This is a genomic window from Peptoniphilus raoultii, from assembly GCF_900099555.1.
Classification (GTDB): Bacteria; Bacillota; Clostridia; order Tissierellales; family Peptoniphilaceae; genus Peptoniphilus_A; species Peptoniphilus_A raoultii.
In genome coordinates this window covers 583811-606328 of the sequence record NZ_FMWM01000002.1, presented here as the reverse complement: position 1 = coordinate 606328, position 22518 = coordinate 583811, and the positions used below count along the sequence as shown (strand labels likewise).

General features: G+C 31.5%; 25 protein-coding genes. 7 read left to right on the top strand and 18 right to left on the bottom strand.

Translation table 11 applies throughout. From position 1 onward, the window contains the following. Positions 1-35: 35 nt before the first annotated feature. From BQ4446_RS02870 to sdaAB, 3 genes are read right to left on the bottom strand one after another with little or no spacing between them, the layout of a single operon-like run. On the bottom strand, positions 36-1247 hold the full coding sequence (locus BQ4446_RS02870) for a dicarboxylate/amino acid:cation symporter (RefSeq protein ID WP_071026494.1): 1212 nt from the start codon (positions 1245-1247) through the stop codon (positions 36-38). Next, positions 1244-2128, bottom strand: a complete 885-nt coding sequence (sdaAA, locus tag BQ4446_RS02865; protein WP_071026492.1) for an L-serine ammonia-lyase, iron-sulfur-dependent, subunit alpha — start codon at positions 2126-2128, stop codon at positions 1244-1246. The genes BQ4446_RS02870 and sdaAA overlap by 4 nt, the downstream gene beginning before the upstream one ends. Then, the gene (gene sdaAB, locus BQ4446_RS02860) at positions 2129-2794 is read right to left on the bottom strand and encodes an L-serine ammonia-lyase, iron-sulfur-dependent subunit beta (protein ID WP_071026490.1); all 666 of its coding nucleotides are present in this window, start codon (positions 2792-2794) and stop codon (positions 2129-2131) included. A 253-nt stretch (positions 2795-3047) separates the two neighbouring features. On the opposite strand from sdaAB, the gene BQ4446_RS02855 reads away from it, so the two are divergent. From BQ4446_RS02855 to BQ4446_RS02850, 3 genes are all read left to right on the top strand, one after another. After that, complete coding sequence (locus BQ4446_RS02855) at positions 3048-4478, top strand: amino acid permease (protein WP_071026488.1); 1431 nt, start codon at positions 3048-3050, stop codon at positions 4476-4478. A 135-nt stretch (positions 4479-4613) separates the two neighbouring features. Continuing rightward, the gene (locus BQ4446_RS08365; protein ID WP_167632534.1) at positions 4614-4772 is read left to right on the top strand and encodes a hypothetical protein; all 159 of its coding nucleotides are present in this window, start codon (positions 4614-4616) and stop codon (positions 4770-4772) included. A gap of 43 nt (positions 4773-4815) precedes the next feature. Further along, complete coding sequence (locus BQ4446_RS02850) at positions 4816-5154, top strand: CC/Se motif family (seleno)protein (protein WP_071026485.1); 339 nt, start codon at positions 4816-4818, stop codon at positions 5152-5154. 39 nt (positions 5155-5193) lie between these two features. On the opposite strand, the gene BQ4446_RS02845 is transcribed toward BQ4446_RS02850, so the two are convergent. The 7 genes from BQ4446_RS02845 to BQ4446_RS02815 all read right to left on the bottom strand — a co-directional run bounded on the left by BQ4446_RS02845 (position 5194) and on the right by BQ4446_RS02815 (position 12899). Then, positions 5194-5529, bottom strand: coding sequence for a hypothetical protein (locus BQ4446_RS02845; protein ID WP_071026483.1), 336 nt, complete (start codon positions 5527-5529; stop codon positions 5194-5196). 10 nt (positions 5530-5539) lie between these two features. Then, entirely contained in the window at positions 5540-6055 is a 516-nt protein-coding gene (locus tag BQ4446_RS02840; protein ID WP_245149647.1) for a M48 family metallopeptidase, read from the bottom strand. A gap of 26 nt (positions 6056-6081) precedes the next feature. Continuing rightward, a complete protein-coding gene (gene cls / locus BQ4446_RS02835) occupies positions 6082-7542 on the bottom strand; it encodes a cardiolipin synthase (RefSeq protein ID WP_071026479.1) in 1461 nt (486 codons plus the stop codon). A 4-nt stretch (positions 7543-7546) separates the two neighbouring features. Further along, positions 7547-9370, bottom strand: coding sequence for a translational GTPase TypA (gene typA / locus BQ4446_RS02830; protein WP_071026478.1), 1824 nt, complete (start codon positions 9368-9370; stop codon positions 7547-7549). 80 nt (positions 9371-9450) lie between these two features. After that, positions 9451-10758, bottom strand: a complete 1308-nt coding sequence (gene hisS / locus BQ4446_RS02825) for a histidine--tRNA ligase (protein WP_071026476.1) — start codon at positions 10756-10758, stop codon at positions 9451-9453. Positions 10759-11133: 375 nt separating this feature from the next. Next, a complete protein-coding gene (locus tag BQ4446_RS02820; RefSeq protein WP_071026474.1) occupies positions 11134-11571 on the bottom strand; it encodes an Hsp20/alpha crystallin family protein in 438 nt (145 codons plus the stop codon). A 275-nt stretch (positions 11572-11846) separates the two neighbouring features. Beyond that, complete coding sequence (locus tag BQ4446_RS02815) at positions 11847-12899, bottom strand: LCP family protein (RefSeq protein WP_071026472.1); 1053 nt, start codon at positions 12897-12899, stop codon at positions 11847-11849. Positions 12900-13019: 120 nt separating this feature from the next. On the opposite strand from BQ4446_RS02815, the gene BQ4446_RS08550 reads away from it, so the two are divergent. The 3 genes from BQ4446_RS08550 to BQ4446_RS02800 are packed head-to-tail and all read left to right on the top strand — an operon-like array spanning position 13020 to position 14234. Next, complete coding sequence (locus tag BQ4446_RS08550) at positions 13020-13460, top strand: DUF188 domain-containing protein (RefSeq protein WP_071026470.1); 441 nt, start codon at positions 13020-13022, stop codon at positions 13458-13460. After that, positions 13453-13704 carry a glutaredoxin domain-containing protein gene (locus tag BQ4446_RS08545; RefSeq protein WP_071026469.1) on the top strand — a complete coding sequence of 84 codons (252 nt, stop codon included), beginning with the start codon at positions 13453-13455 and terminating at the stop codon, positions 13702-13704. The genes BQ4446_RS08550 and BQ4446_RS08545 overlap by 8 nt, the downstream gene beginning before the upstream one ends. After that, positions 13704-14234 carry a nitroreductase family protein gene (locus BQ4446_RS02800; protein ID WP_071026467.1) on the top strand — a complete coding sequence of 177 codons (531 nt, stop codon included), beginning with the start codon at positions 13704-13706 and terminating at the stop codon, positions 14232-14234. Before BQ4446_RS08545 ends, BQ4446_RS02800 begins: the two co-directional genes overlap by 1 nt. A 46-nt stretch (positions 14235-14280) precedes the next feature. Here the strand turns inward: BQ4446_RS02800 and BQ4446_RS02795 are convergent, their stop codons facing one another. The 8 genes from BQ4446_RS02795 to BQ4446_RS02760 form a co-directional block, all read right to left on the bottom strand. Next, complete coding sequence (locus tag BQ4446_RS02795; RefSeq protein WP_071026464.1) at positions 14281-15015, bottom strand: amino acid ABC transporter ATP-binding protein; 735 nt, start codon at positions 15013-15015, stop codon at positions 14281-14283. A 3-nt stretch (positions 15016-15018) separates the two neighbouring features. Next, complete coding sequence (locus tag BQ4446_RS02790; protein ID WP_071026462.1) at positions 15019-15741, bottom strand: amino acid ABC transporter permease; 723 nt, start codon at positions 15739-15741, stop codon at positions 15019-15021. Between the two features lie 5 nt (positions 15742-15746). Continuing rightward, complete coding sequence (locus BQ4446_RS02785) at positions 15747-16577, bottom strand: transporter substrate-binding domain-containing protein (protein ID WP_071026461.1); 831 nt, start codon at positions 16575-16577, stop codon at positions 15747-15749. 466 nt (positions 16578-17043) lie between these two features. Then, positions 17044-17409 (bottom strand): cupin domain-containing protein, encoded by a 366-nt coding sequence (locus BQ4446_RS02780; protein WP_071026459.1) that lies wholly within the window; start codon positions 17407-17409, stop codon positions 17044-17046. A gap of 7 nt (positions 17410-17416) precedes the next feature. Beyond that, complete coding sequence (locus tag BQ4446_RS02775) at positions 17417-18697, bottom strand: TRAP transporter large permease (RefSeq protein WP_071026457.1); 1281 nt, start codon at positions 18695-18697, stop codon at positions 17417-17419. Further along, on the bottom strand, positions 18694-19158 hold the full coding sequence (locus BQ4446_RS02770; RefSeq protein WP_083329021.1) for a TRAP transporter small permease: 465 nt from the start codon (positions 19156-19158) through the stop codon (positions 18694-18696). Before BQ4446_RS02770 ends, BQ4446_RS02775 begins: the two co-directional genes overlap by 4 nt. 12 nt (positions 19159-19170) lie before the next feature. Continuing rightward, positions 19171-20193, bottom strand: a complete 1023-nt coding sequence (locus BQ4446_RS02765; RefSeq protein ID WP_071026455.1) for a DctP family TRAP transporter solute-binding subunit — start codon at positions 20191-20193, stop codon at positions 19171-19173. Positions 20194-20228: 35 nt separating this feature from the next. Further along, positions 20229-21440, bottom strand: coding sequence for a pyridoxal phosphate-dependent aminotransferase (locus tag BQ4446_RS02760; RefSeq protein WP_071026453.1), 1212 nt, complete (start codon positions 21438-21440; stop codon positions 20229-20231). A 324-nt stretch (positions 21441-21764) separates the two neighbouring features. Between BQ4446_RS02760 and BQ4446_RS02755 the strand changes: the two genes are divergently transcribed. Then, positions 21765-22442, top strand: a complete 678-nt coding sequence (locus tag BQ4446_RS02755; protein ID WP_071026451.1) for a GntR family transcriptional regulator — start codon at positions 21765-21767, stop codon at positions 22440-22442. The last annotated feature ends 76 nt before the right edge of the window (positions 22443-22518 follow it).

The following is a 22518-nucleotide window of genomic DNA, read 5'->3' as shown; positions in this document are numbered from 1 at the left end:
AATTTTATATGTAAAAAAGCCCCGAGGGGCTTTAATTAATCATTTTCTACTGGTATTGGTTTTTTTACAATATGTTTATAATAAATTTTTTCTACTGCAATGGAAATTGCATTATCTCCTGTAACATTTGCTGCTGTTCCAAAGGAATCTTGTGTTAAATAAAGGGAGATTAAAATTGTTGCCATTGTTCCTGATGAATCAACTCCAACTACAGGCAAAAATGGAAGGGCACTCATAACTGCTCCGCCCGGAGCTCCTGGTGCTGCAACCATAGCAATCCCAAGAATTGCAACAAACTTCATAATTAATGTAAAGCTTGTGTCCATATTAAACATTGTTAAAAGTGTAAATACACAGGCAGTTAGCGTAATCATTGATCCAGGCATATGGGCTGTAGCACAAAGAGGAATTACAAATTCTCTAATTTGTTTTGTTACTCCCATGCTCTTGTTACAGTTAACATTAACAGGAATTGTTGCTGCTGATGATTGAGTTCCAACGGCTGTCAAATAAGCGGGAACTGCTTTCCTTAGGCAGGCAAAAGGATTTTTTCCTGCATAAAGGCCTGAAGTAATAAACATTGCACAAAGATATAGTAAATGAAGGGCAATAATACATACAAATATTCTGCCGAAAATTCCAAGAATTGCAAAAACAGAACCTGAATTTGCCATGCCGCAGAAATTACCAAAGATAAAAATAGGAAGTAGCGGCAATACAAAATGGGATAAAACTAAATTTATAATATCTGAAAATTCGCTAATTGCCCCATAAAAAATTTCTCCCTTGCCTTGTGATCTTAAAATAGATATGCAAAGTCCAAGCATAAAAGCTAAAACTAAGGCAGAAGTTACTTCAATAATTGCTCCTAGTGGAATTGTAAAATATGGATCAAGGGTATTATTTGTTGCGTTTTGAATTTTAGCAACAAGGTCGGGTGTAATAAATTTTGTAAAAATATTTGATGCCATAGTATATGACAAAGATCCGGCAATAAGTGTTGAAGAATAAGAAAGCACAACTGTTACAAGTAATAACTTTCCTGCTCCTTCTGAAAGGTCTGATATTCCCTTAGCAACAAAGGCAATAATCATAAGTGGTATAATAAAATTTAAAAATGCTCCAAACATACCAGAAATTGTAATGGCAACCCTTGTTACCCAATCAGGTAAATATAGTCCAACTACAATACCTAGGGCAATAGCAATAATAAGTTTTGGTATTAAACCTAATTTTTTCTTTTTCATTTTTCCTCCTTTAAGTTCAAAAATTCTCTTCTAATTTTACATCCTGTTTTTGTGCCTGCAAGGCCTCCAAGTCCCGTTTCCCTAATAGAATTATCTAAAAGTCTACCTACTTCACCCATAGCAAGACAAACTTCATCAAAGGGAACAAGGGATTTTATTCCCGCAAGGGCCATATCACAAGATATAAGTGCATTAATAACTCCCGATGCATTTCTAAAAGTGCAGGGATATTCTACAAGACCAGCAATTGGATCGCAGGCAAGTCCCATAACATTAATTAAAGTAATGCTTGCAGCATCAAAAGCCTCCTGTGGACTTCCACCCAACATTTCAACACAGGCTGCTGCCGCCATTGCTGAAGCTGAACCACACTCTGCTTGGCATCCTCCTTCAGCTCCTGCAAAAGTTGCATACTTACCAATAATCTGTCCAATTCCTATTGATGTTAAAAGACCCTTAATTAAAACTTCTTCATCCAAATTATATTTTTCCCTTAAGGATATAAGAGCCGCAGGCATAATTCCAGCAGAACCTGCAGTTGGTGCTGCAGCAATTTTGCCCATATTAGCATTTGTTTCAGAAGTGGAAAAGGCCATAGCCATAGCCTTAACTAAAAATTTTCCTACAAGAGGTTCTTTTTCCTTTTGATAAGCATAAAAATCCTTGGCAAATCCGTCAATCATTTTAAATCTTGTTTCGTATGATTTGTTTAAGGTGTTATGGCTGGAAGATTCCATAACTTCTAAAATCTTTTTTAGGCTATCAATCATAGTCTCTTTAGAAATTCTATTATTCTTTACTTCTTCCTCTAAAACTAAATCATATATGTGACACTTATTTTCCTTGCAATATTCAATAACTTCTTTAGCTGTATTTAACATTTATACCTCCAAATATTTAGCCGTCAAAAATTTCTTGTTTTCCAAAAGCTGATTGACAAGATTTTCTGGCAGCCTTTCATCTAATTCCACAGTAAGTGTTACTATATTTAATAGATCATCCTTAATCGTATTAATTGATTCAATGTTAAAATCATTTTTGTAAAGTAGAGAAGAAACTTCAGAAATAATTCCCTTTTGTTCATTGTATCTGAATAAAAGTGTGGGATTTGTTCCGTCAAATTCAACATCTATTCCAGAAATATCTACTATAATCATATTTCCGCCCCCAATTGAAGAACCAATAACATATTCCTCATGGTCTTCATAAGTAAATGAAATTTTAACGGTGTTAGGATGAAAATCTCCTCCTAAATCTGTTGGCACAAATTCATAATTTAAATTTCTTTCTTCCGCAATTTCAAAAGATTTTCTTATTCTGTCATCGTCAGTATCAAAACCCATTATTCCACCTAAAAGAGCCCTGTCCGTTCCGTGTCCCTTATAAGTCATGGCAAAAGAACCATGCAGATAAAAAATTACTTTTTGGTAATTGGACGGGCAAATTTTCCCGGCTAGCTTTGCAATTTTACAGGCACCTGCCGTGTGAGATGAAGATGGCCCCACCATAATAGGTCCTAATATTTCAAATGCGCTATACTCTTTCATCAAATTCCCCCTAAAAAAGATGTAATTATTATAACATATTTGGATTTTTTTTGCATAATTTTTATAAATTCTTACAAAAATATTTTAAAAATATAAAAAAATAATACAAGTTTTTTATAAAATTTCTATTTTTTTATTATATATAATTATTATGGATTAATTTTCACCAAATGTAAAATTATTCTTTTAATTTTTTTTAAACTTTTATACTTGTAAGTGTTATATGCTTTTTTAAAATTTATAAGGAGGAAAAATGGAAAATACTAACACTAAAAAAATTATGTGGTACAATTTAGCTTTTATGGCCTTTTCTACTGTATGGGGTTTTGGAAATGTTATAAATGGTTTTGTCTATTTTAACGGTGTCCAAGTAATTTTTTCTTGGATTCTAATGTTTGCCCTATATTTTGTGCCCTATTCTCTTATGGTTGGTGAATTAGGGTCAACTTTTAAAGATTCTGGCGGCGGCGTTAGCTCATGGATAGAAGGAACAACAAATAAAAAACTTGCCTATTTTGCGGGATGGACTTATTGGGTTGTGCATATGCCCTATATTGCATCAAAGGCTTCAAATGGACTTAAGGCTTTTTCCTGGGTTGTTTTTGGAGATAATTCTCTTTACGATTCCCTTGACATTAGAATTGTTCAGCTAATAACCTTGGCTGTATTTTTAATTTTTTGTTATGTTGCAAGTAGGGGAATTAATCCATTAAAGGCCCTAGCAACAGTTGCTGGAACTTCAATGTTTGTAATGTCAATTTTATTTATTATTTTAATGATGGCTGCAAGGGAAATTAATCCTGCCACAACTTTCATTAATATTGATTGGTCTTTAAAAAATTTAATTCCACGTTTTAGGCTAGAATATTTTACTTCCCTTTCAATACTTGTCTTTGCCGTTGGCGGAAGCGAAAAAATTTCTCCCTATGTAAATAAAATGAAAGACCCTTCAAAAGGATTTCCACGGGGAATGATTGTCCTTTCAATTATGGTTATTGTCTGTGCAATTTTAGGAACAATTTCTCTCGGTATGATGTTTGACATAAATGAAGTAAATGCAAATTTTGACTCCTATGTTTCAAATGGTGCCTACTGGGCCTTTGCAAAACTCGGAGATTATTACGGCATTGGAAATAGCTTCCTTATAATTTATGCCCTATGCAATATGATTGGTCAGTTTTCAACCCTTGTCGTTTCAATTGATGCCCCATTAAGGATGCTGCTTGATTCTGAAACGGCAAGAGAATTTATACCTTCAAAACTTTTGCATAAAAATAAACATGGTGCCTATATAAATGGTATTAAACTTGTAATTGCAATTGTTACTCCCCTAATTATAATTCCTATGCTGGGAATTAAATCAGTAACAGCCTTTTTAAGATTTTTAACTCAGTTAAATTCTGTTTGTATGCCCCTTAGATATTTGTGGGTATTTACAGCTTACCTTGCCCTAAGAAGATACAAAGGAAGATTTACAAGCGACTATCAATTTGTCAAGAGCCAAATGGCTGCAAAATTTTTCGGAGGATGGTGCTTTTTAGTAACCCTATTCTGCTGTGTCCTTGGAATGTTTAAGGGAAATCCCTTTGAAATTTTTATGAATATTATTACTCCAGTAATTTTAGTTGGTCTGGGTTTAATCATGCCTGCCCTTGCTAAAAGAGAAAAAAATAGAAATATCTAAAATCTTTTATTTTTGGTCCCTTTAAGGGGCCTTTTTTTGATTTTTTTAAATTTATTTGTACAAGGCAGCTTGATTGCAAAGTGAATTTTTTGGGTACATATGAATTATAAAAATAATTGGAGGCTAAATAATGACATGGCACGGGGAGTAGTAGATGCCAACAGTTTTACTCACGGTTCTTCGGAAGCCAAAAAAGAAGTCTTTAATTCAGTTTTTGAAAGCCACGATTTAGAACATTCAATGAGCTTTTACGAAAATTTAGAATTTCAGCCACAAATTATGGCCAATGATTAAATTTAAATTTATTAATTATAAAAGTCTAAAAAGGAGAATTTTTATGAAAACTCAAGATAAGTCCTCAAGAGAAGGACTTAAAAATAAAATAAAAATTACAGAAGAAGCCCTTTCATATATTAGGGAGAAAAACAAGAACGCAATTTATATTTCTTCCTTTATACCAACTTCATGTTGTTGCATAGGAATGAAAACAACAAAAGTTACCTTTTCAGACCCTAATGGATCAATAATTTATGATGAATATGAAGAAAGTGGCATAAAAATTTATGTAGATAAGACCCTAAAATTTATTGACGACACCATAAATATTTCACTTTTTACCTATATGTTTACAAAAAAACTTCTTGCAGAAATATTTATACCTGATGCTCCCTTTTAAAAATTTACAAAAAAATAAGTCCTCACTTTCGAGGACTTTTTAAATGTCAAATTCCAAATGAATTTTACCCCTATTCTTTTTACTTTCATTTTTAGGATCCATACTTTCTAAATCGTCAACTGTGTTTTCCTTATTCTGATCTTCAGCATCCTTAGAAGAATTTTCATCTTTCTTATCCTTTTTAAAAACATCCCTGACTTCAGAAAATTTTTCCTTAGTACTTTGCCATGTCTTGCCAAAGTCAATTGATGTTATTTTTTCCTTTACAAAAGAAGGAGTAAGTTTTTCTGAGCCTATAAAAATCGACACGTTAAAATAGGCCATTAAAAAAATTAGGATTCCAATACCTATAATAAATTTTAATTTTTTACTCATATAATCCTCCTTAAGAATTTAATCTCTTGTGAATTTCAAAATAATTGGGCATATATTTTTCTATTTCTCTGTAAAAATCTTTGGAATGATTTTTGTATTTGAGATGAATAATTTCGTGCAAAACAACGGATTCAATTTCATCAATAGGTCTTTTTGCAAGATTTAAGGCTAAAATAATTAGGCCTCTTTGGGGATAACAGGTCCCCCATCTTGCTTTCATCTTCCTCACCCTATATTCCTTAGCATAAAGGCCAGTCATTTCTTCATATTTTCTAGAAATTTCCGGGATAATTTGATAAAATTTTTCCCTATAAAAATCTTCAAGGGCCTTTCCCTTTAAATCACTTTCAAAATCTTCGCCAAAGAGTTTATTGTCATAGGACTTTTTTTCCATATCCCTTTTGGCAAGGTCTTCAATTTTTTTCTCATTTTCATTATAAATTTCCATGATTTTTTCATAGGACATATTTTGAGGGGCTGAAATTTTTATTATTCCATTTTCTGCCCTTATCCTAAGATTTTTCATGTTTTTTCTATTTATTTCTATTCTCATTATAAAAGCGGTGAAAGGAGCCTTGATATTTGCTCTCTTATTCTTGTAAACACATCTCTTTTTTTATACATTTCTTCAGTTATTTGAAGGCAGTCCTTTAAATCTCTTTTAAAATCTTCCTTAAGTTTTTTATTTAATTCGTAGTCAAATAAAAAGGCATTTACTTCAAAATTAAGTTCAAAAGATCTTATGTCAAAATTTGCTGTGCCAACTGTGGAAAGATAGTCGTCAGAAATCATAACCTTTGTATGCAAGAATCCATTTCTATACATATATACATTTGCTCCCCATTTTAAAAGATCTCCCGCATAGGATAAACTTGCCCAGTGGACAAAGGGATGGTCTTTTTTTTCAGGGAACATTACATTAACCTTAACTCCTGAAAGGCTGGCAACTTTTAAGCATTTAAAAAGTCCTTCGTCTGGCACAAAATATGGTGTTTGTATATAAATTTCCTTTGTTGCACGAGTTATGAATTTTTCGTAGCCATTTCTTATAGAGTCTGCCTTAGTATCGGGCCCAGACGTAACAATTGCCACGTCTTTATTTCCCTTCTTTTCAAAAATTTCTGTTGTAAAACCTGTAGGGTCTTTGCTAGATGCAAATTTAAAATCTAAATAAAATCTCCAGCTAAGTCCATTTACTGCTTCGCCTTCAATTCTTAGGTGAGAATCCCTCCAATTACCAAATTTCCCCTTGCCAACATATTCATCACCCACATTTAAACCGCCAACATAGCCAATTTTTTTATCTATAACTGCAATTTTTCTATGGTTTCTGTAATTTATATGGGAATTAATTTTGGGCAAAATTCCAGGGAAGAAAACTGCAAATTCAATTCCTGCTTCTTTAATTCTTCTTCTATCCCTATATTTTAAGTGTCTTGCTCCCATTCCGTCTACTAATAAATAAACCTTTAATCCTTCTCTTGCCTTATCTATTAAAATTTTTATAAATTCTTGGGAAAGATTGTCGGATTTAAAAATATAGTACTGTACATAAATTGTGTGACGAGCCTTTCTTAAGTCCTGAAAAAGTTCTTTGAATTTTTCGGGACCATTATTATATATCTTAACTTCATTGCATGAATATAAAATTTCAGCTTCAGCCATATTAAACATTTCAACAATGTCTTTATATTCTTTGGTTCTAGGATTTGAAAAAACATATTCTCCATCCTGAATGTCTTCAAGCTGCCTTTTAAATTCATTTTTCACATCAATGTCCATCTTTGTCTTATCTTCAAACATTTTGGACTTTGAAATATCTTGGCCCAAGATTAAATATAAAATAATTCCTATAATTGGTAGAAAATTTATTGCCATTACCCATAAAAGAGTAGAGGTAGGCTTTTTTCTTTCAAAAAATACCACCAAGGCAGAAAAAATTATATTTGTCAAAAATATGACTGAATAAACTTGGGCAAAAGATTTAATTGAGTTAAAGTACATCTCAAACATTATTTCACTTCTTTTTCTTGGACTTATATCTAGTTTGAGAATTTAAGATTTTTTTCCTAATCCTAAATTCCTTTGGAGTTATTTCTATTAATTCGTCATCTTCAATAAATTCAAGGGCTTCTTCGAGAGTTAATTTTTTGGCAGGTGAAAGCTTTAAGGCTTCATCTGATCCTGATGCCCTAATATTTGTCTGTTTCTTTTCTTTTGTTACTGAAACTTCTATTTCAACACCCTTCGGAGATTCTCCAACAACTTGTCCTTCATAAACTTCTTCTCCTGCTTCAACAAAAAGGCTTCCTCTTTGCTGAGCATTATTTAGTCCATAAGTTGATGCCGTTCCTGTGTCAAAGGAAACAATTGAAGCATTTACCCTTCTTGGTATTTCGCCTTTATAGGGTGCATATTCTTCAAAAGATGAATTTAAAATTCCATTTCCCCTTGTGTCAGTTAAAAATTCTGTCCTATAACCTATAAGACCTCTGGCAGGGATTGAAAATTCAAGTCTTTGATAGCCACCTTGGGGTTCTTGCATAGTTACAAGTTCACCCTTCCTTCTTCCAAGTTTTTCAATTATTGGACCAACAAATTCACCTGACACATCAATTGTAACTCTTTCAATTGGTTCGTATTTTTTGCCGTCAATTTCTTTAAAAAGAACTTGAGGTTTAGAAACCTGAAATTCATAACCTTCACGTCTCATATTTTCAATTAAAACACTTAGGTGAAGCTCTCCTCTTCCGCTGACCTTAAAAGAATCTGTTGTATCTGTATCTTCAACTCTTAAAGATACATCTGTTTGTAGCTCCCTATAAAGTCTTTGCCTAATTTGTCTTGATGTCAAAAATTTTCCAACTCTTCCTGCAAAGGGAGAATCATTTACAGAAAAATTAATGGCAAGTGTTGGCTCAGAAATTTTTACAAAGGTTAAAGGACTTTTGTCTTCCTCTTTTGTTAAAGTGTCCCCAATATTTATATGACTTATTCCTGTAATGGCAACAATTGAACCTGAATGAGATGAAGAAACTTCAACCCTATTTAGTCCTTCAAATTCAAATATTTTTGAAATCTTAACTCTTTCTTCATAGCCTTCTTTTGTGGCATTTACAATATAGCAAGTGTCATTTTCAAAGATTGAACCTGATTCTATTTTTCCTATACCTATTCTTCCAACATAGTCATTATAATCTATAGTAGAAATTAAAAGTTTAAAGGGATCGTCCTTATTATCTTCTGGAGCTGGAATATGTTTTATAATTGTTTCAAATAAAGGTTCCATAGAAGTCATTTCATCAAAAAGATTCATGGAAGCGACACCCATTTTTGCAGATGCAAAGACAAAAGGTGCATCTAAGACATCTTCATTTGCCCCAAGTTCTATAAATAAATCTAAAACTTCGTCCACAACTTCTTCAGCCCTAGCTTCAGGTCTATCAATTTTATTTATGCAGACAATAACAGGGAGATTTAATTCAAAGGATTTTTTCAAAACAAATTTTGTTTGGGGCATAGGTCCTTCAAAAGCATCAACTAAAAGCACAACGCCATTAACCATTTTTAAAACACGTTCCACTTCTCCTCCAAAATCTGCGTGGCCCGGAGTATCAATAATATTAATTTTTGTGCCCTTGTAATTTACGGCTGTGTTTTTAGAAAGAATTGTTATTCCTCTTTCCCTCTCTATGGCATTGGAATCCATAACACGTTCATTAACTTTTTGATTTTGTCTAAAAACGCCAGATTGTTTTAAAAGTGCATCAACTAAAGTTGTTTTACCGTGATCGACATGGGCAATAATTGCAATATTTCTTATATCTTCTCTTAATTTCATATTTCATCTTCTTTCTTTTAGTCCCTTATATTTTAAACTTTGCATAAAAAAAGTGCAAGACATAAGCCCCGCACTTTTCCTTACCTTGCAAATTTTTCTATAATTTTTTCAAGATTTACTTCTTCTTGGTCGCCCGTTTCCATATTTTTAATTGAATATTTTTCTGTCTTGACTTCATTTTCACCTAAAACTAAAACATAGGGCACCTTTAATTGGTCGGCATACTTAAATTTTTTGCCAAATTTTGCATCTTCTGTATAAACTGAAGCCCTAACATTTTTCTCTCTTAATTTTGCCAAAAGTTTTATTCCCTCTTCAAGATATTCATCCATCGGAATAATTAAAAGATCAATAAGTGATTTATCCTCAGCAGAAATAATCTTTGCCTGGCTTAATTGATAGAAAAGTCTTGAAAGGCCAATGGAAATTCCAACACCCGGCAGGGATTTTTCTGTGTAATAGGAAGCTAAATTATCATATCTTCCTCCGCTACATACTGAACCAATTTTTGGATAATCATTAAGAGTTGTTTCATAAACTGTTCCAGTATAATAGTCAAGACCCCTTGCAATTTTAAGGTCAATCTTATAATTTTTTTCGTCAATGTTATAGGCTTTTATATAGGAAATAACTTTAGAAAGCTCATCAAGACCCCTCTTAAAAATTTCATCTTCAATTTTTAAATCTTCAAGGGCCTTTAAAATTTCTTCATTTGTGCCATCAATTTTAATAAACTTTAAAATTTTATCTGCCACATCAGGATTAGCACCGCTTGTCACAATTTCTTCTTTTACAGCGCAAGGCCCAATTTTGTCAATTTTATCCACTGCCCTTAAAACATCTGTTGAATCTTCAATATTAAGGGAAGAAAAGAATCCCTTTAAAATCCTTCTGTTATTTATATGAATAATAAAACTGTCAAAACCCAAATCCTTAAAAGTGTGGTAAATAACAACTGGAAATTCTGCATCATTTGCAATAGAAAGTTCTCCATTTCCAATAGTATCTATATCACATTGATAAAATTCTCTAAATCTTCCCTTTTGAGCTTTTTCACCCCTATAAACTTTTCCAATTGCATATCTTTTAAAGGGGAAAGAAAGATCAGAAAAATGCTCAACTGTATATCTTGCTAAAGGTACAGTCAAATCAAATCTAAGGCTCATATCCGTATCGCCTTTTGTAAATCTATAAATCTGTTTTTCAGTTTCACCGCCGCCCTTTGCCAATAAAACTTCCGACTTTTCAATAACAGGAGTATCAATTGGTAAAAATCCTGCTCTTTCAAAATTTTTTCTAATAATATCCTTCATTTCATTAAATAAAATTTGCTCTTTAGGTAAAAGTTCCATAAACCCAGGCAAAGTTGATGGTTTAACAATGCTCATAAATTCATCTCCTTATACATTACTAACGTGTTAAATATATTGTAGCATATAAAGTTTATTGATTAAAGACAATTATTAAAGTCCAGGCCTATTAAATCCCATATCGCCAAGAATAAAACAAAAGCCCTGCAAATATAAAATGAAAGAGGATATTTAAAAAGTCCCTCATCTTTTTTGACGGAACAATATTAGTCACATTATTTACTCCTAAAACAAATAGACACATGGCTAAGAATGTAAAAAAAATAATTTTTTCTATGTACATAAAATCACCTGAAAATATTATAAGGCTTATAGCAAAAAAATAGAAGAGAAATTTTTTCCCTCATAAAAAATAGGGACTGTCCCTTGTGGACTGTCCCCAAATCTCAAATTTTATTCAATTTCAATTTTTTTAGAAGTATCAACTTTTTCTTTCTTAGGAATAGAAATTTCCAAAACTCCTCCATCAAGTTTTGCCTTCATACCATTTTCATCAATATCTTTGAAATACATAGTCCTTGACATTTCACTGAATTTTCTTTCTCTATGAATATAATTCTTTTCTTTCTTATTATTTTCTTCAGATTTTTTAGCTGAAATAATAAGTCTTCCTTCCTTCATATTTACATCAATTTCATCTTTAGAAAATCCTGGAAGTTCCGCTTCAACTTTGTAGGCCTTGTCATCTTCTGAAATATCCACTTTAAAAGAAGCTGATCTTAAAGCCCTGTCCTTTGAATAATCGTCATTGAAAAATGAATCAATCATATCATAAAAATCATCAAATCTACTATCATCTAACAAATTTCTTCTATAAGGTCTTATGCTCATATCCATCTTCCTTTCTTAACAAATAGTCATAAGTTTCTATTTACATTCTATAAATTTTCTAAAGTAAATATTTTTATAGTCTATTTATGAAAATTTTAAGTAAACAAATTTAATAAATAAAAACTTAAAAAATTTTATAACAAAAGAAAATTTATATTTCATTAGCAGCCACTTGCCTCTTCTGCTAACTTAATTATATTATAAAACGTTGGTCAAAGAATGTCAAGTTTTTTTTGAAATTTTTTTTTAAATTAATAGTCAAAAAAATCTCCCGACTAATTCGGGAGACTGTTATTTATCTCTGCTTCTTTATTTAATTCTTCTCTTTTCCTTTGGCCTTCCTCTAATTTTTGTCTTTCTTCATCTGTTAGATTTTCAGGATTTTCTTCCTCTCTATTTAAAAATTCTTTGTGAACATTTCTTGCAATTTCCTTATCCACCTTATAATACTCTATGCCATGAATCTTTGCTCTTTCCCCAACAAGTGTTTTAAATTCAATATCATTTTTATCTAAACTCATAGCATAATAGGCAAGATAAGAAAGCTGACCGTAAGAAAGATCAGTTTTCACATATTTATTTGCAATAGAAACAAGTTTTGGAATTTTTAAAATAAGTCCTCCACCGCTGTGCATTTTCTCAAAAATTTTCATAATAAAACCTTGCTGAGCTTCAATTCTGCCAAGGTCCTGATTTTCATAAAATTTTCTAATTCTCAAATACTTAACTGCATCTTCACCATTTAAATTGTGAAGCCCTTCATGAAAATTAATTTCAAGGGGCGGGATTGTTGAAGGGTCGGTGTAAGAATATTCTGGTGTATAGATTTCCACTCCGCCAATTGCATCAACAAGTTCCTTAACAGCATCATATTCACAGACCAAGTAGTGGTCAATTTTTAAGTCCATAAAATCTTCAACTGAACTCACTTGAAGGTCTAACCCACCACGAGAGTAGGCAGCATTTATTTTATAATTATCATATCCCTTAACCTTGTAGTAAGTGTCCCTTGGAATCGAAATTATTTGTGTTTTATTTTTTTTAGGGTCTATAGTCATTAACATTATTGTGTCTGCTCTTTTTGAATTTTCATCGACTTCATAGGTAACCTTACTTGAATCAAGTCCTATGAGAAGGATATTTATGGAATTTTTTTCTTTATCAAAAACATTTATCTTTGCAGGTTCATTTATCTTTTCTTCATTTTTTGTACTTTCTCTGTTTTCAGCAAGCTTTTCTCCCCTTGGCATCATAAAAAAAGTAAATGCTAAGGTTGAAGTTAAAAGTAAAATTACTATTCCCACAAATATTCTGTAAAAAACTTTCATCAAACACCTCTTACTTAGTCTATATAAAAGCTTATTTATTTTCAATAGTTTTTTTGGATTTTAAGAAAATCTTAACTATGTTTATTGGCTAATTTTATCACATTTGGGTATATAATATCTATGAAAGTTTTTTTAGATTCCGATGCTGTACCAATTAGAAATATTGCCATAAATATTTGTAAGGAAGAAGAAGTTGAAATAATACTTGTAAAAAATTATTCTCAGGATTTTACCACAGATTATGGGGAAATTATAAATGTTGACATTTCTCCTGACGCTGCGGATTTGTATATAGTAAATCATGGTGAAAGTGGTGATTTAGTTCTTACAAATGACAGAGGTCTTTCTTCCATGGCCCTTGCTAGAAATTTTTATGTTATGGATTTTAATGGCAATATTATTGATGAAAAAAATATATCTTCTTATTTAAATCAAAGATATATAAGCAAGGTGATGAGGAATAAGGGAGTTTATACTCACTTTAAAAAAAGAAAAAAATCTGAAAATGAAAATTTTGAATTAGAACTTAGAAATTTATTAAGGAGGATCAAAAATGATTAAATTATTTATATCAAGTCTTTGCCCTGACTGCCCAGCAGCTCTTGATTATGTAAAAAAACATGGCATTAAGGTTCAAATCATTGACATCACTTCATCAATGAAGGCTTTAAAATTTTATTTGAAATATAGGGACAGACATCCTTATTTTAAAAGCATTAAAAGGGAAAGAAAAGTTGGCGTGCCGCTATTTATGATAGATAATGGCAGAAGATTTTATACATTGGAGGAGTTTAGTAGATTATAATGGATTTTTTAGAACTTGCAAGAAAAAGACAGTCATGCAGAAATTTTGATCCCAAAAAAGCTGTTGACAAAGATTTAATTGAAAAATGCTTGGATGCCATGATTTTATCACCCTCTGCCTGTAATGCACAGCCCTATTTTTACCATGTGCTTGAGGGAGATTTGGCTAAAAAAGTCTCTGGCCTAACTGGCAGTTTTAATACTTTTGCAAAAAATGCCCCAGTAATAATTGTCCTTGAAGAAGAAAATTATAACCTCACCGCAAAAGTTGGCTCTACCATAAAAAATCAAGACTATAAATCAATAGATATGGGAATTTCTGTTTCCTATCTAACTCTTGAAGCCACATCTCTTGGCCTTTCAACTTGTATTTTGGGCTGGTTTAATGAAAATGAAATAAAAAGACTATTGAAGATAAAAAATAAAATTCGCCTTGTCATTGCCCTTGGCTATGCTGCAAATGACGAAATTAAAGAAAAAAAGAGAAAATCAAAATCTGCCATCTATAAAATTTGGGAAGATGAAAACTAAAGATAAAAAATTAGCTGCTAGCTTTTTGCCAGCAGCTTTTTCATTTTTATACAAGTAAAATTTTGTGGAGAAATTCTTTTGTTCTCTCCTTTTTAGGATTATTAAAAATTTCTTCAGGAGAGCCTTCTTCTTCAATTAAACCCTTATCTACAAAAATTACCCTATTAGAAACATCCCTTGCAAAGTGCATTTCATGAGTTACAACAAGCATTGTCATTCCACTTTTTGCAAGATCAATCATAATATTTAAAACTTCTTCAACCATTTCTGGGTCAAGGGCTGAAGTTGGTTCATCAAAAAGCATAATATCTGGCTCCATGGAAAGAGCCCTTGCAATGGCAACTCTTTGCTTTTGACCACCTGACAAATGAGAAGGAAGGGCCTTTTCATAGGGATCCATCCCAACTTTTTTTAAATTTTCCCTCGCAGCTTTTTCTGCCTCATCCCTAGATTTTTTTAAGACCTTTATGGGAGCAAGCGTGCAGTTTTCCAATACATTTAAATTATTGTAGAGATTAAAATTTTGAAAAACCATGGCCATTTTTGTCCTTGCCGCCTTTAAATTTGCCTTTGGATTTGTCAAATCTTCTCCCTTAAAATAAATATGGCCGCCAGTTGGCTCTTCAAGCTGATTTATACACCTTAGAAAAGTGGATTTTCCTGAGCCGCTGGCCCCAATAATAGAAATAACATCTCCCATATTTACGTCAAGAGAAATTCCCTTTAAGACCTCATTATTTCCAAAAGTTTTTTCTAAATTTTCAATTTTTAAAATTTCCATAATTTACACCTGCTGTTGATTGCCCATTTTTAATTCAAAAGAAACGGGTCCTTCCAGTCTTTTTTCAATTTGCCTTAAAATTTCTGTAATTACAGTAGTTAAAAGTAAATAGATAACTAAAATTATAAAATAAGTTGAAAAATAATCATAGGACTGACCAGCCACAGTTTTGGCTGCAAAGAAAAGTTCTCCAACACCAATAACATTTAAAACTGACGTATCCTTAACATTAATTACAAATTCATTACCCGTTGCCGGAAGAATATTTCTCATAGTTTGAGGTCCAATAACATAAAGCATAGTTTGGGCATGACTAAGACCAGATGACCTTGCAGCCTCCCATTGACCCTTATCAATTGATAAAATCCCACCACGAACAACTTCTGACATATAGGCACCGGTATTAATTGAAACAATAATATAGGCAGTTAAAAGTTTATCCACATCCATTCCCAAAAATAAGGGAAAACCATAGAACAAAAGGGATGCCTGAACCATCATGGGAGTTCCTCTAAAAAGGGCAATGTAGGCAGAAATTATTACATTAATTAATCTTTGCAAAATACCCTTAAAACCCTTTTTGGGAGGAATTGTCCTGATAGTTCCCATTAAAAGCCCAATTAATAGGCCGATTATCGTTGCAACTATTGAAATTTTCAGAGTCGTAATAACCCCTGAAAAAAACAATAATTTATATTTTTCATATAAAGCTAAAACTTTTTCCATAAAAATTACTCATTTGCTGGCTGACTTTCTATAGCCTTATCCATTATTTCAAGTCTTTGTTCTTCAGAAATACCATCAAAAACTTCATTAACCTTCTTTAAAAGTTCGTCATTTCCAATTTTTACTGCACAGGCAACTTCATTTGAATTGTCAGTAACTGTAAATCCCTTGCCTTCATCAAAAGAAACTGAAACTAGATCATCAGTAGCAGATTCAACAGATTTTGCTTCTGGAACTTCAGCCACATAACCATCAATGACACCTGACTGAAGGGCAACCCTTAGCTCAGGAAAAGAACTTTGAGCTTCCATTTTTTCCACTCCATTTATTTGATCAATAATATCATAGTGAACAGTATTTAATTGAGCAGTAATCTTTGCACCCTTAAAATCATCAAGAGATTTTGCATTTTCATAAACACTTCCCCTTTTGACAATCATTACATACTCACTTTTCCAATAGGCATTAGTAAACTGAACTTCCTTTGCCCTATCAGGAGTTGGGCTCATACCTGCCATAATTAAATCAATTTTTCCAGATTTTAGTGCAGGAGGTAGGCCATCCCATTCAGTTTTTACAATAACAAGCTTTTTGCCAAGGGCATCTGCAACTTTTTGTGCCATATAGACATCATAACCTCCAGCAAATTGACCTTCAGCATCAAGGATTCCTACTGCTCCATTTGAATCATCAATTTGAGTCCAGTTAAAAGGAGCGTAGCCACATTCCATGCCAACTTTTAAAACATCTTCATCAGCTTTTTCTTCAGTTTTGCTGCAAGCGCAAAGACTTAAAAGGATAAAAACGAAAGTGACAAACTTAAATAATTTTTTCATACTAATTTCCTCCTAAATTTTCAAAAAAGAACCCTCGCCCTTCACAAAGTTTAACTTAGAAAAGCCTTTGGGAAACAATTTTGTTTTTAAATAAAAAAAATCTTCCATCCCCATGGGACGAAAGTTTCGTGGTACCACCCAATTTTGCAATAAATGCCTCATTGTGAGCTTAATAACGCAAGCCAAACGGAAAAGCTCCAAGTCTTTATTCCCTAAAATTCCAATGCACCACTCCCACCTTAAGGCACTCTCTAAAATCTTCCAATTAGGTACTCATCTCTTCAATGCTTTTAACCATTATAGCCACAGCAAAACAAAAAAGCAAGTCTTTTTTTAATTTTTTATTTTTTTTCTTAAAAAAAAACTAGTGTACCAATAAGATAATTGACACACTAGTAAAAATATTTAATTTTTAGGATAGAAGATAGGATTATATTTTAACAAAATAAACATTTTGCTTTTTAAGTTATTCACATAATTTCTTCAAATGGTATTTTTTAAATACAACTGCCATAAATTCAAGATTAGAGTTGTTAGAATAGTTTATTAAACCATGGCCTTCTCCATCGTTAATAATGCAAAAATCACCACTTGAAACCTTGGTTTTTTTATCTTTCTCCAAAAATACTCCATCACCTTTTAAGATATAATATAGCTCTCCATCACCAGAGTGTATATGATAACCTATACTTGCTTTGGGTTCTAATATCATCCTAGATATCATAGTTACATCTTCAAACAAATCATTATCTGTAACATATTCTCCGATTAAAATTCCATTACCATCTCTAACATTTTCTAAAACTTTCTTAATATTTCTTTTAATTATCATAAAAAACCTACTTCGTAAAATCTACTAAAAACGTTGATATCTGTGGTACAAATATTATTAGTATAGCTGCTAAGGCTACTATCAACATTACGTGTATCAAATATGGCATAGTATCCTCTATTCCCATATTCTTATCAGTAATGCTACAACCACAAATGGTTGAAAGACCAACCGGAGGAGTTATATTAGCTAATGCAAAATTCATAATTAGCACCATGCCAAAATGTATAGGGTTAATATTATATTGTAATGCGATTGGCATAAATATAGGTGCTAATAAGATTATTAATGATGTTACTTCCGTTAAGCATCCAAGTATTAATAGTACTAATGATACGATTAACAAAAATTGTATCTTTGTATGGGCGTAAGCTAAAAAGAAGCTAGTTATTAATTCAGGAATTCTGGCTATTGTTAGCAACCAAGCAAATGCATTGCATACAGCTATAACTATCAAGATAACAGCTGATGTAATTGCAGAATCAATCATGATATTTTTTAGCCTTTTCCAATTTAATTCTTTATAAAATAAAGATAATATTAAACCATATATAACCGCAATCACAGCTACTTCGGTAGATGTCATTAAACCACTAAATATACCAGCTAAAATTATTACTGGAGTCATTAAAGGAAAAAATCCATCCTTTATAACATCAAACAATTCTTTTCTACTCAGTTTTTTGTCGTTTTTTATGCCAAAACCTTTTAATCTTGAAATATAACTAGCATAAATTGACAACATTGTAGCTAGTATTATACCAGGAATAAAACCCGCTAAAAATAAATCTCCTATCGATATGTTTGCTGTAATTCCTAATATAACCATTGTTATGCTTGGTGGAATTATTAACCCTAAAATTCCAGAAGGACCGATTATACTAGCTATAAAAGCATTAGAATATCCCTGTTTTTTCATTTCTGGAACCATTACAGAACCAACTGCAAAAGTCGTAGCTGCTGTAGAACCAGACACAGCTCCAAATAAAGCACAAGTCATTATAGCTGTTACACTTAGACCTCCAGTTACTTTACCAACAAAAGCATTTGCTAAATTCATTAATCTCTTAGTTAAACCACCTTCTCCCATGATATTACCAGCTAAAATAAATAATGGTAATGCCAAAAGTGAAAATGAATTAACACCTGCAAACATCCTTTGCACCATCATTTCCAAAGAAATGTTTTGAATCACTAACATCCCTGAAGTCACTACGCCCATTGCGAAAGCTATTGGTATTCCTAAAAATAATAGTGTGAAGAATCCTATTAATATATTAATAATCAATTTTCTTCTCCTTTCTTTTCAAAAAGCATAACAAGTAAGATATAAATAGTCATAAACGATGTTATTGGTAACACTGAATAAACTAAACCCATAGACCATTGCATAGTAGGAGATAAAACTTTAATTGTTTTCATAGACAATGTCATCCCATAGAAAGCAATTATTCCATAGAAAATTATAATAATAAGTTTTCCAAAAAATCCTATTGCCTTATTCACTTTTCCTTTAGTCAAGTTCACAAAGAAATTAACAGATAAATGTCTGTCTTCAGCAAGAGCAACTGAGCATCCACAAAAGGTTAACCAAATTAAAAAGAATCTTGCTAATTCCTCACACCAAGGAAAAGATAGTTTTAAAGTCCTTGTAATTACTTGAATCGCTACGACAACTGTTAAACCAATTATACAAATAAGACAAGCTGCTTTAAGAATGTTAAGAAAAATATTTTTAACTTTTAACATCAGATTATCTCCTTACCACCCTGAAGCCTCGTTATATACTTTCATTAAATCTGCACCAAATATAGGTTCCCAATCTTTATATACTGACAACATCGCGTTTCTAAACGCATCTTTATCAACGTCATCATTAATTTCCATTCCTTTAGACTTAAGCGTTTCAATATATTGAGCATTATCATTATCATTTGCTCGTTTTACATTTTCCGATAATTCTTTCATACACTCAAGTATTATATTCTGATCTTCTTCTGAAATAGTATCCCAAACGCTCCGATTTATAACTACCATAGCTTGATTATAAAAATGGTCTGTTATTGATAAATATTTCTGAACCTCATTAAAATTTGAAGCCACAATATTAGAAAGAGGATTTTCTTGGGCGTCTACTACTTTTTGTTGCAAAGCACCATAAAGTTCAGAAAATGCTAACATGGTTGGTAAAGCTCCTACTTTTTCGAAAGCGTCTACACGTAATTTATTTTGAGCTACACGAATTTTAACACCTTTAAGATCCTCAGGTTTCACTATAGGCTTGCTGTTATTAGTAATCTCTCTATAACCCCACTCAATAAAACCTATTTTTTTCATTCCATACTGACCAATTATATCTCCTAAGAAATCTCCAAATTTTCCATCATAAGCATTTCTTGCATGATTTAAATCTTTCCACATATATGGTAAATCTTCAATAGCTAATTTTTGGTCAATTGCTTGCATCGATCCTGTCATAATAACTCCTGAATCTAGTGAGCCCAATTGAATCTGTTCTAACATATCTGTCTCTGAACCCAATTGAGAATTAGGAAAGTCCTCAATAACCACCCTTCCATCAGTTTTCTCTTTAACGGAGAGAGTGAATTCGTGTATTAATGTTGTAGCATTTGTACCTTCTGACATTGCATGTCCCAACTTTATATTAATTTGAGGTCTAGCATTTCCTTCATTCTCTTTAACCTCACCATTGTCTTTATTACCACAAGCTGATAAAAAAACAAATATAAAAAATATAACAACAATTCTTTTTAATGATTTCATAAAAACCTCCTAGTTATTAAACATTTGTATAATAATTAATTTTTACTATGGATTGCTTCATAATTTGAATATTCATGTAAAGCTTTTTCTAATAATTCCATAGCTCGTACTAACTTATCTTCTTCCAAAACATAAGCTATTCTAACTTCTTTAGTTCCTAATCCTTTAGTCGAATAAAAGTCTTGAATTGGTGAAACCATTACAACTTCTCCGTTATCTTCAAAATTTTCAAGCATCCAAATCAAAAAATTTTCAGCATTATCGACTGGTAGCTTTGCGGAAATATAGAAAGCTCCCTCTGGTTTATGACAAATTACACCTTCCATCTTTTCTAATAGGTCAAATACCACATCCCTTCTATGTTGATATTCTTTATTTACCTCCCTTAAATATGAGCTTGGGGTCTTATATAATTCAATTGCCCCCACTTGATCCAATGTTGGAGCGCATATTCTACTTTGACATAATTTAGTGACATTTGCAGTAAAGTCTTTATTTTTACTTGCAATATTTCCAATTCTTGCTCCACAAGCACTATATCTTTTGGAAACGCTATCAACTATTATAACGTTATCTTTTATCCTATCAATACTGGCTAATGACTTATATGGAAGTCCATCATAAACAAATTCCCTATAAACTTCATCGCTTATGATAAATAAATCGTTTTCTAAAGCTATATCAGCTAACATTTCCAGTTCTTCGTCAGTATAAACAACCCCTGTCGGATTGTTTGGATGATTAAGTAATATAGCTTTTGTTCGATCATCAATTAAAGGATCGATTTTATCTCTACTAGGTAAATGATAGCCCTCTTCTGCTTTTGTAGTGATGGCTTTTATATTTACATTAATTTCTTTGGTCATAAGATTATAATCAGTATATAGAGGTTCAACTGATAGAATATTATCACCTGGGTCACAAGTTGCTAATAATGCAAATAATAAAGCTTCACTGCCTGCAACAGTGACAAATATTTCACTAGGTTCAAAGTCTATGTCATATCCTTTATAATAATCACTCATAGCTTTTCTTAATTCTGGATTTCCATAATTTTCACCATAAGCCAAAACTTCAGGTTCAAATTTCTTAATTGCTTCAAAAAATCCCTTAGGCGTTTTAATGTCTGGCTGGCCAACATACATGGCAATTATTTTTTTTCCATTTTCTTTTGCCTTATTTATATAAGGAGTTAATTTTCTTGTCCCAGAAAATGGCATGTCATAAATTCTCTTAGATAACTTCATACATATTACCTCCATTATGTATTTTTATAGTTATTTGTTTGATAAAGCGATGCATCACTATTAACTACTATTATACACGTTTTTAGAAAAATGTAAATCATTTCACGTCATATATTTAAGTATACATATTTAATCAAAATAATATATCCTTTTTATTTATTAAGTTGGATTTAATCTACAATCTCGCTTATTTACTATTTTATTGCTTTTCTGATTATTTTATTAATTTGAGTTTCAATTATTGTCGTTGAAATATGTATTTATTTTGAGTTGTTTTTATGATAATATATAATATAATAGTATTATGTGAAAGGAGAAAATGCTTTGAGTAGGCAAAAAAATTATAAAAAAAATGCTTCCTATCAAATTTATATAAATATAAAAAATAGAATTTTAAATTTAGAATATAAACCAAATGGCATCCTTTATGAAGATGAATTGGCTAAAGAGTTTGATGTTAGCAGGACTCCAATAAGGTCCGCTATACAAAATTTAAAAAACGAGGGTTTTATAAAGAATGAAAGTGGCAATACAATTGCACCACTTTCACTAGAAGAATACATGATGATTTATCAAATACGTGAACATTTAGAATTGTTATCTATTGAAATTGCAACTTTAAATTGGACAGATAATAATATAGTTCTATTGGAAGAAAACCTTCACAAGCAAAAAACACTTCTGTATAATAAAGATTATCAACCTATAGCCTTTTTAAAATTAGATAGGGATTTTCATGGCTCTATTTCGGAAATTGGAGGTAATTTCCTTCTGCAAAAAGAACTTCTTAAGTATTATGACTTGTATTATAGATATAATTATTTTTGTGGATTCAAAAACAGAAAAGATTATGCAATAGTAGAACATGAAAATCTACTAACTTTAATTAAAACTAGAAATGTAAATTTAGCTAAGGCCGAAATGAAAGATCACCTAAGAAATGTTAATAATCAAATAATAATAAATTTAGCAAGTAAACTTAATGAATTAGCACATAAATAAATTTTTATGATAATTTACAAATCAAAATTAAAATATATTTTCTCCTTGTAAATTTTTATTTTATAAAAGAGGATAC

What these genes read in the sequence shown, in the direction of transcription:
- BQ4446_RS02780 (WP_071026459.1), bottom strand. Translation starts at nt 17,409, where the DNA reads ATGATAATTAAAAGAAATATTAAGAAAGTTTTAGAAAATGTTAGAGAT.
- BQ4446_RS02820 (WP_071026474.1), bottom strand. Translation starts at nt 11,571, where the DNA reads ATGAGCATAAGACCTTATAGAAGAAATTTGTTAGATGATAGTAGATTT.
- BQ4446_RS02770 (WP_083329021.1), bottom strand. Translation starts at nt 19,158, where the DNA reads ATGTTAAAAGTTAAAAATATTTTTCTTAACATTCTTAAAGCAGCTTGT.
- sdaAA (WP_071026492.1), bottom strand. Translation starts at nt 2,128, where the DNA reads ATGTTAAATACAGCTAAAGAAGTTATTGAATATTGCAAGGAAAATAAG.
- BQ4446_RS02790 (WP_071026462.1), bottom strand. Translation starts at nt 15,741, where the DNA reads ATGGAAAAAGTTTTAGCTTTATATGAAAAATATAAATTATTGTTTTTT.
- BQ4446_RS02765 (WP_071026455.1), bottom strand. Translation starts at nt 20,193, where the DNA reads ATGAAATCATTAAAAAGAATTGTTGTTATATTTTTTATATTTGTTTTT.
- sdaAB (WP_071026490.1), bottom strand. Translation starts at nt 2,794, where the DNA reads ATGAAAGAGTATAGCGCATTTGAAATATTAGGACCTATTATGGTGGGG.
- BQ4446_RS08550 (WP_071026470.1), top strand. Translation starts at nt 13,020, where the DNA reads ATGAAAGTTTTTTTAGATTCCGATGCTGTACCAATTAGAAATATTGCC.
- BQ4446_RS08365 (WP_167632534.1), top strand. Translation starts at nt 4,614, where the DNA reads ATGGCACGGGGAGTAGTAGATGCCAACAGTTTTACTCACGGTTCTTCG.
- BQ4446_RS02855 (WP_071026488.1), top strand. Translation starts at nt 3,048, where the DNA reads ATGGAAAATACTAACACTAAAAAAATTATGTGGTACAATTTAGCTTTT.
- BQ4446_RS02845 (WP_071026483.1), bottom strand. Translation starts at nt 5,529, where the DNA reads ATGAGTAAAAAATTAAAATTTATTATAGGTATTGGAATCCTAATTTTT.
- BQ4446_RS02815 (WP_071026472.1), bottom strand. Translation starts at nt 12,899, where the DNA reads ATGAAAGTTTTTTACAGAATATTTGTGGGAATAGTAATTTTACTTTTA.
- BQ4446_RS02870 (WP_071026494.1), bottom strand. Translation starts at nt 1,247, where the DNA reads ATGAAAAAGAAAAAATTAGGTTTAATACCAAAACTTATTATTGCTATT.
- BQ4446_RS02760 (WP_071026453.1), bottom strand. Translation starts at nt 21,440, where the DNA reads ATGAAGTTATCTAAGAGAATTTATGACATGCCATTTTCTGGGACAAGA.
- typA (WP_071026478.1), bottom strand. Translation starts at nt 9,370, where the DNA reads ATGAAATTAAGAGAAGATATAAGAAATATTGCAATTATTGCCCATGTC.
- cls (WP_071026479.1), bottom strand. Translation starts at nt 7,542, where the DNA reads ATGTTTGAGATGTACTTTAACTCAATTAAATCTTTTGCCCAAGTTTAT.
- BQ4446_RS02795 (WP_071026464.1), bottom strand. Translation starts at nt 15,015, where the DNA reads ATGGAAATTTTAAAAATTGAAAATTTAGAAAAAACTTTTGGAAATAAT.
- hisS (WP_071026476.1), bottom strand. Translation starts at nt 10,758, where the DNA reads ATGAGCATTGTTAAACCATCAACTTTGCCTGGGTTTATGGAACTTTTA.
- BQ4446_RS02800 (WP_071026467.1), top strand. Translation starts at nt 13,704, where the DNA reads ATGGATTTTTTAGAACTTGCAAGAAAAAGACAGTCATGCAGAAATTTT.
- BQ4446_RS02785 (WP_071026461.1), bottom strand. Translation starts at nt 16,577, where the DNA reads ATGAAAAAATTATTTAAGTTTGTCACTTTCGTTTTTATCCTTTTAAGT.
- BQ4446_RS08545 (WP_071026469.1), top strand. Translation starts at nt 13,453, where the DNA reads ATGATTAAATTATTTATATCAAGTCTTTGCCCTGACTGCCCAGCAGCT.
- BQ4446_RS02840 (WP_245149647.1), bottom strand. Translation starts at nt 6,055, where the DNA reads ATGAAAAATCTTAGGATAAGGGCAGAAAATGGAATAATAAAAATTTCA.
- BQ4446_RS02850 (WP_071026485.1), top strand. Translation starts at nt 4,816, where the DNA reads ATGAAAACTCAAGATAAGTCCTCAAGAGAAGGACTTAAAAATAAAATA.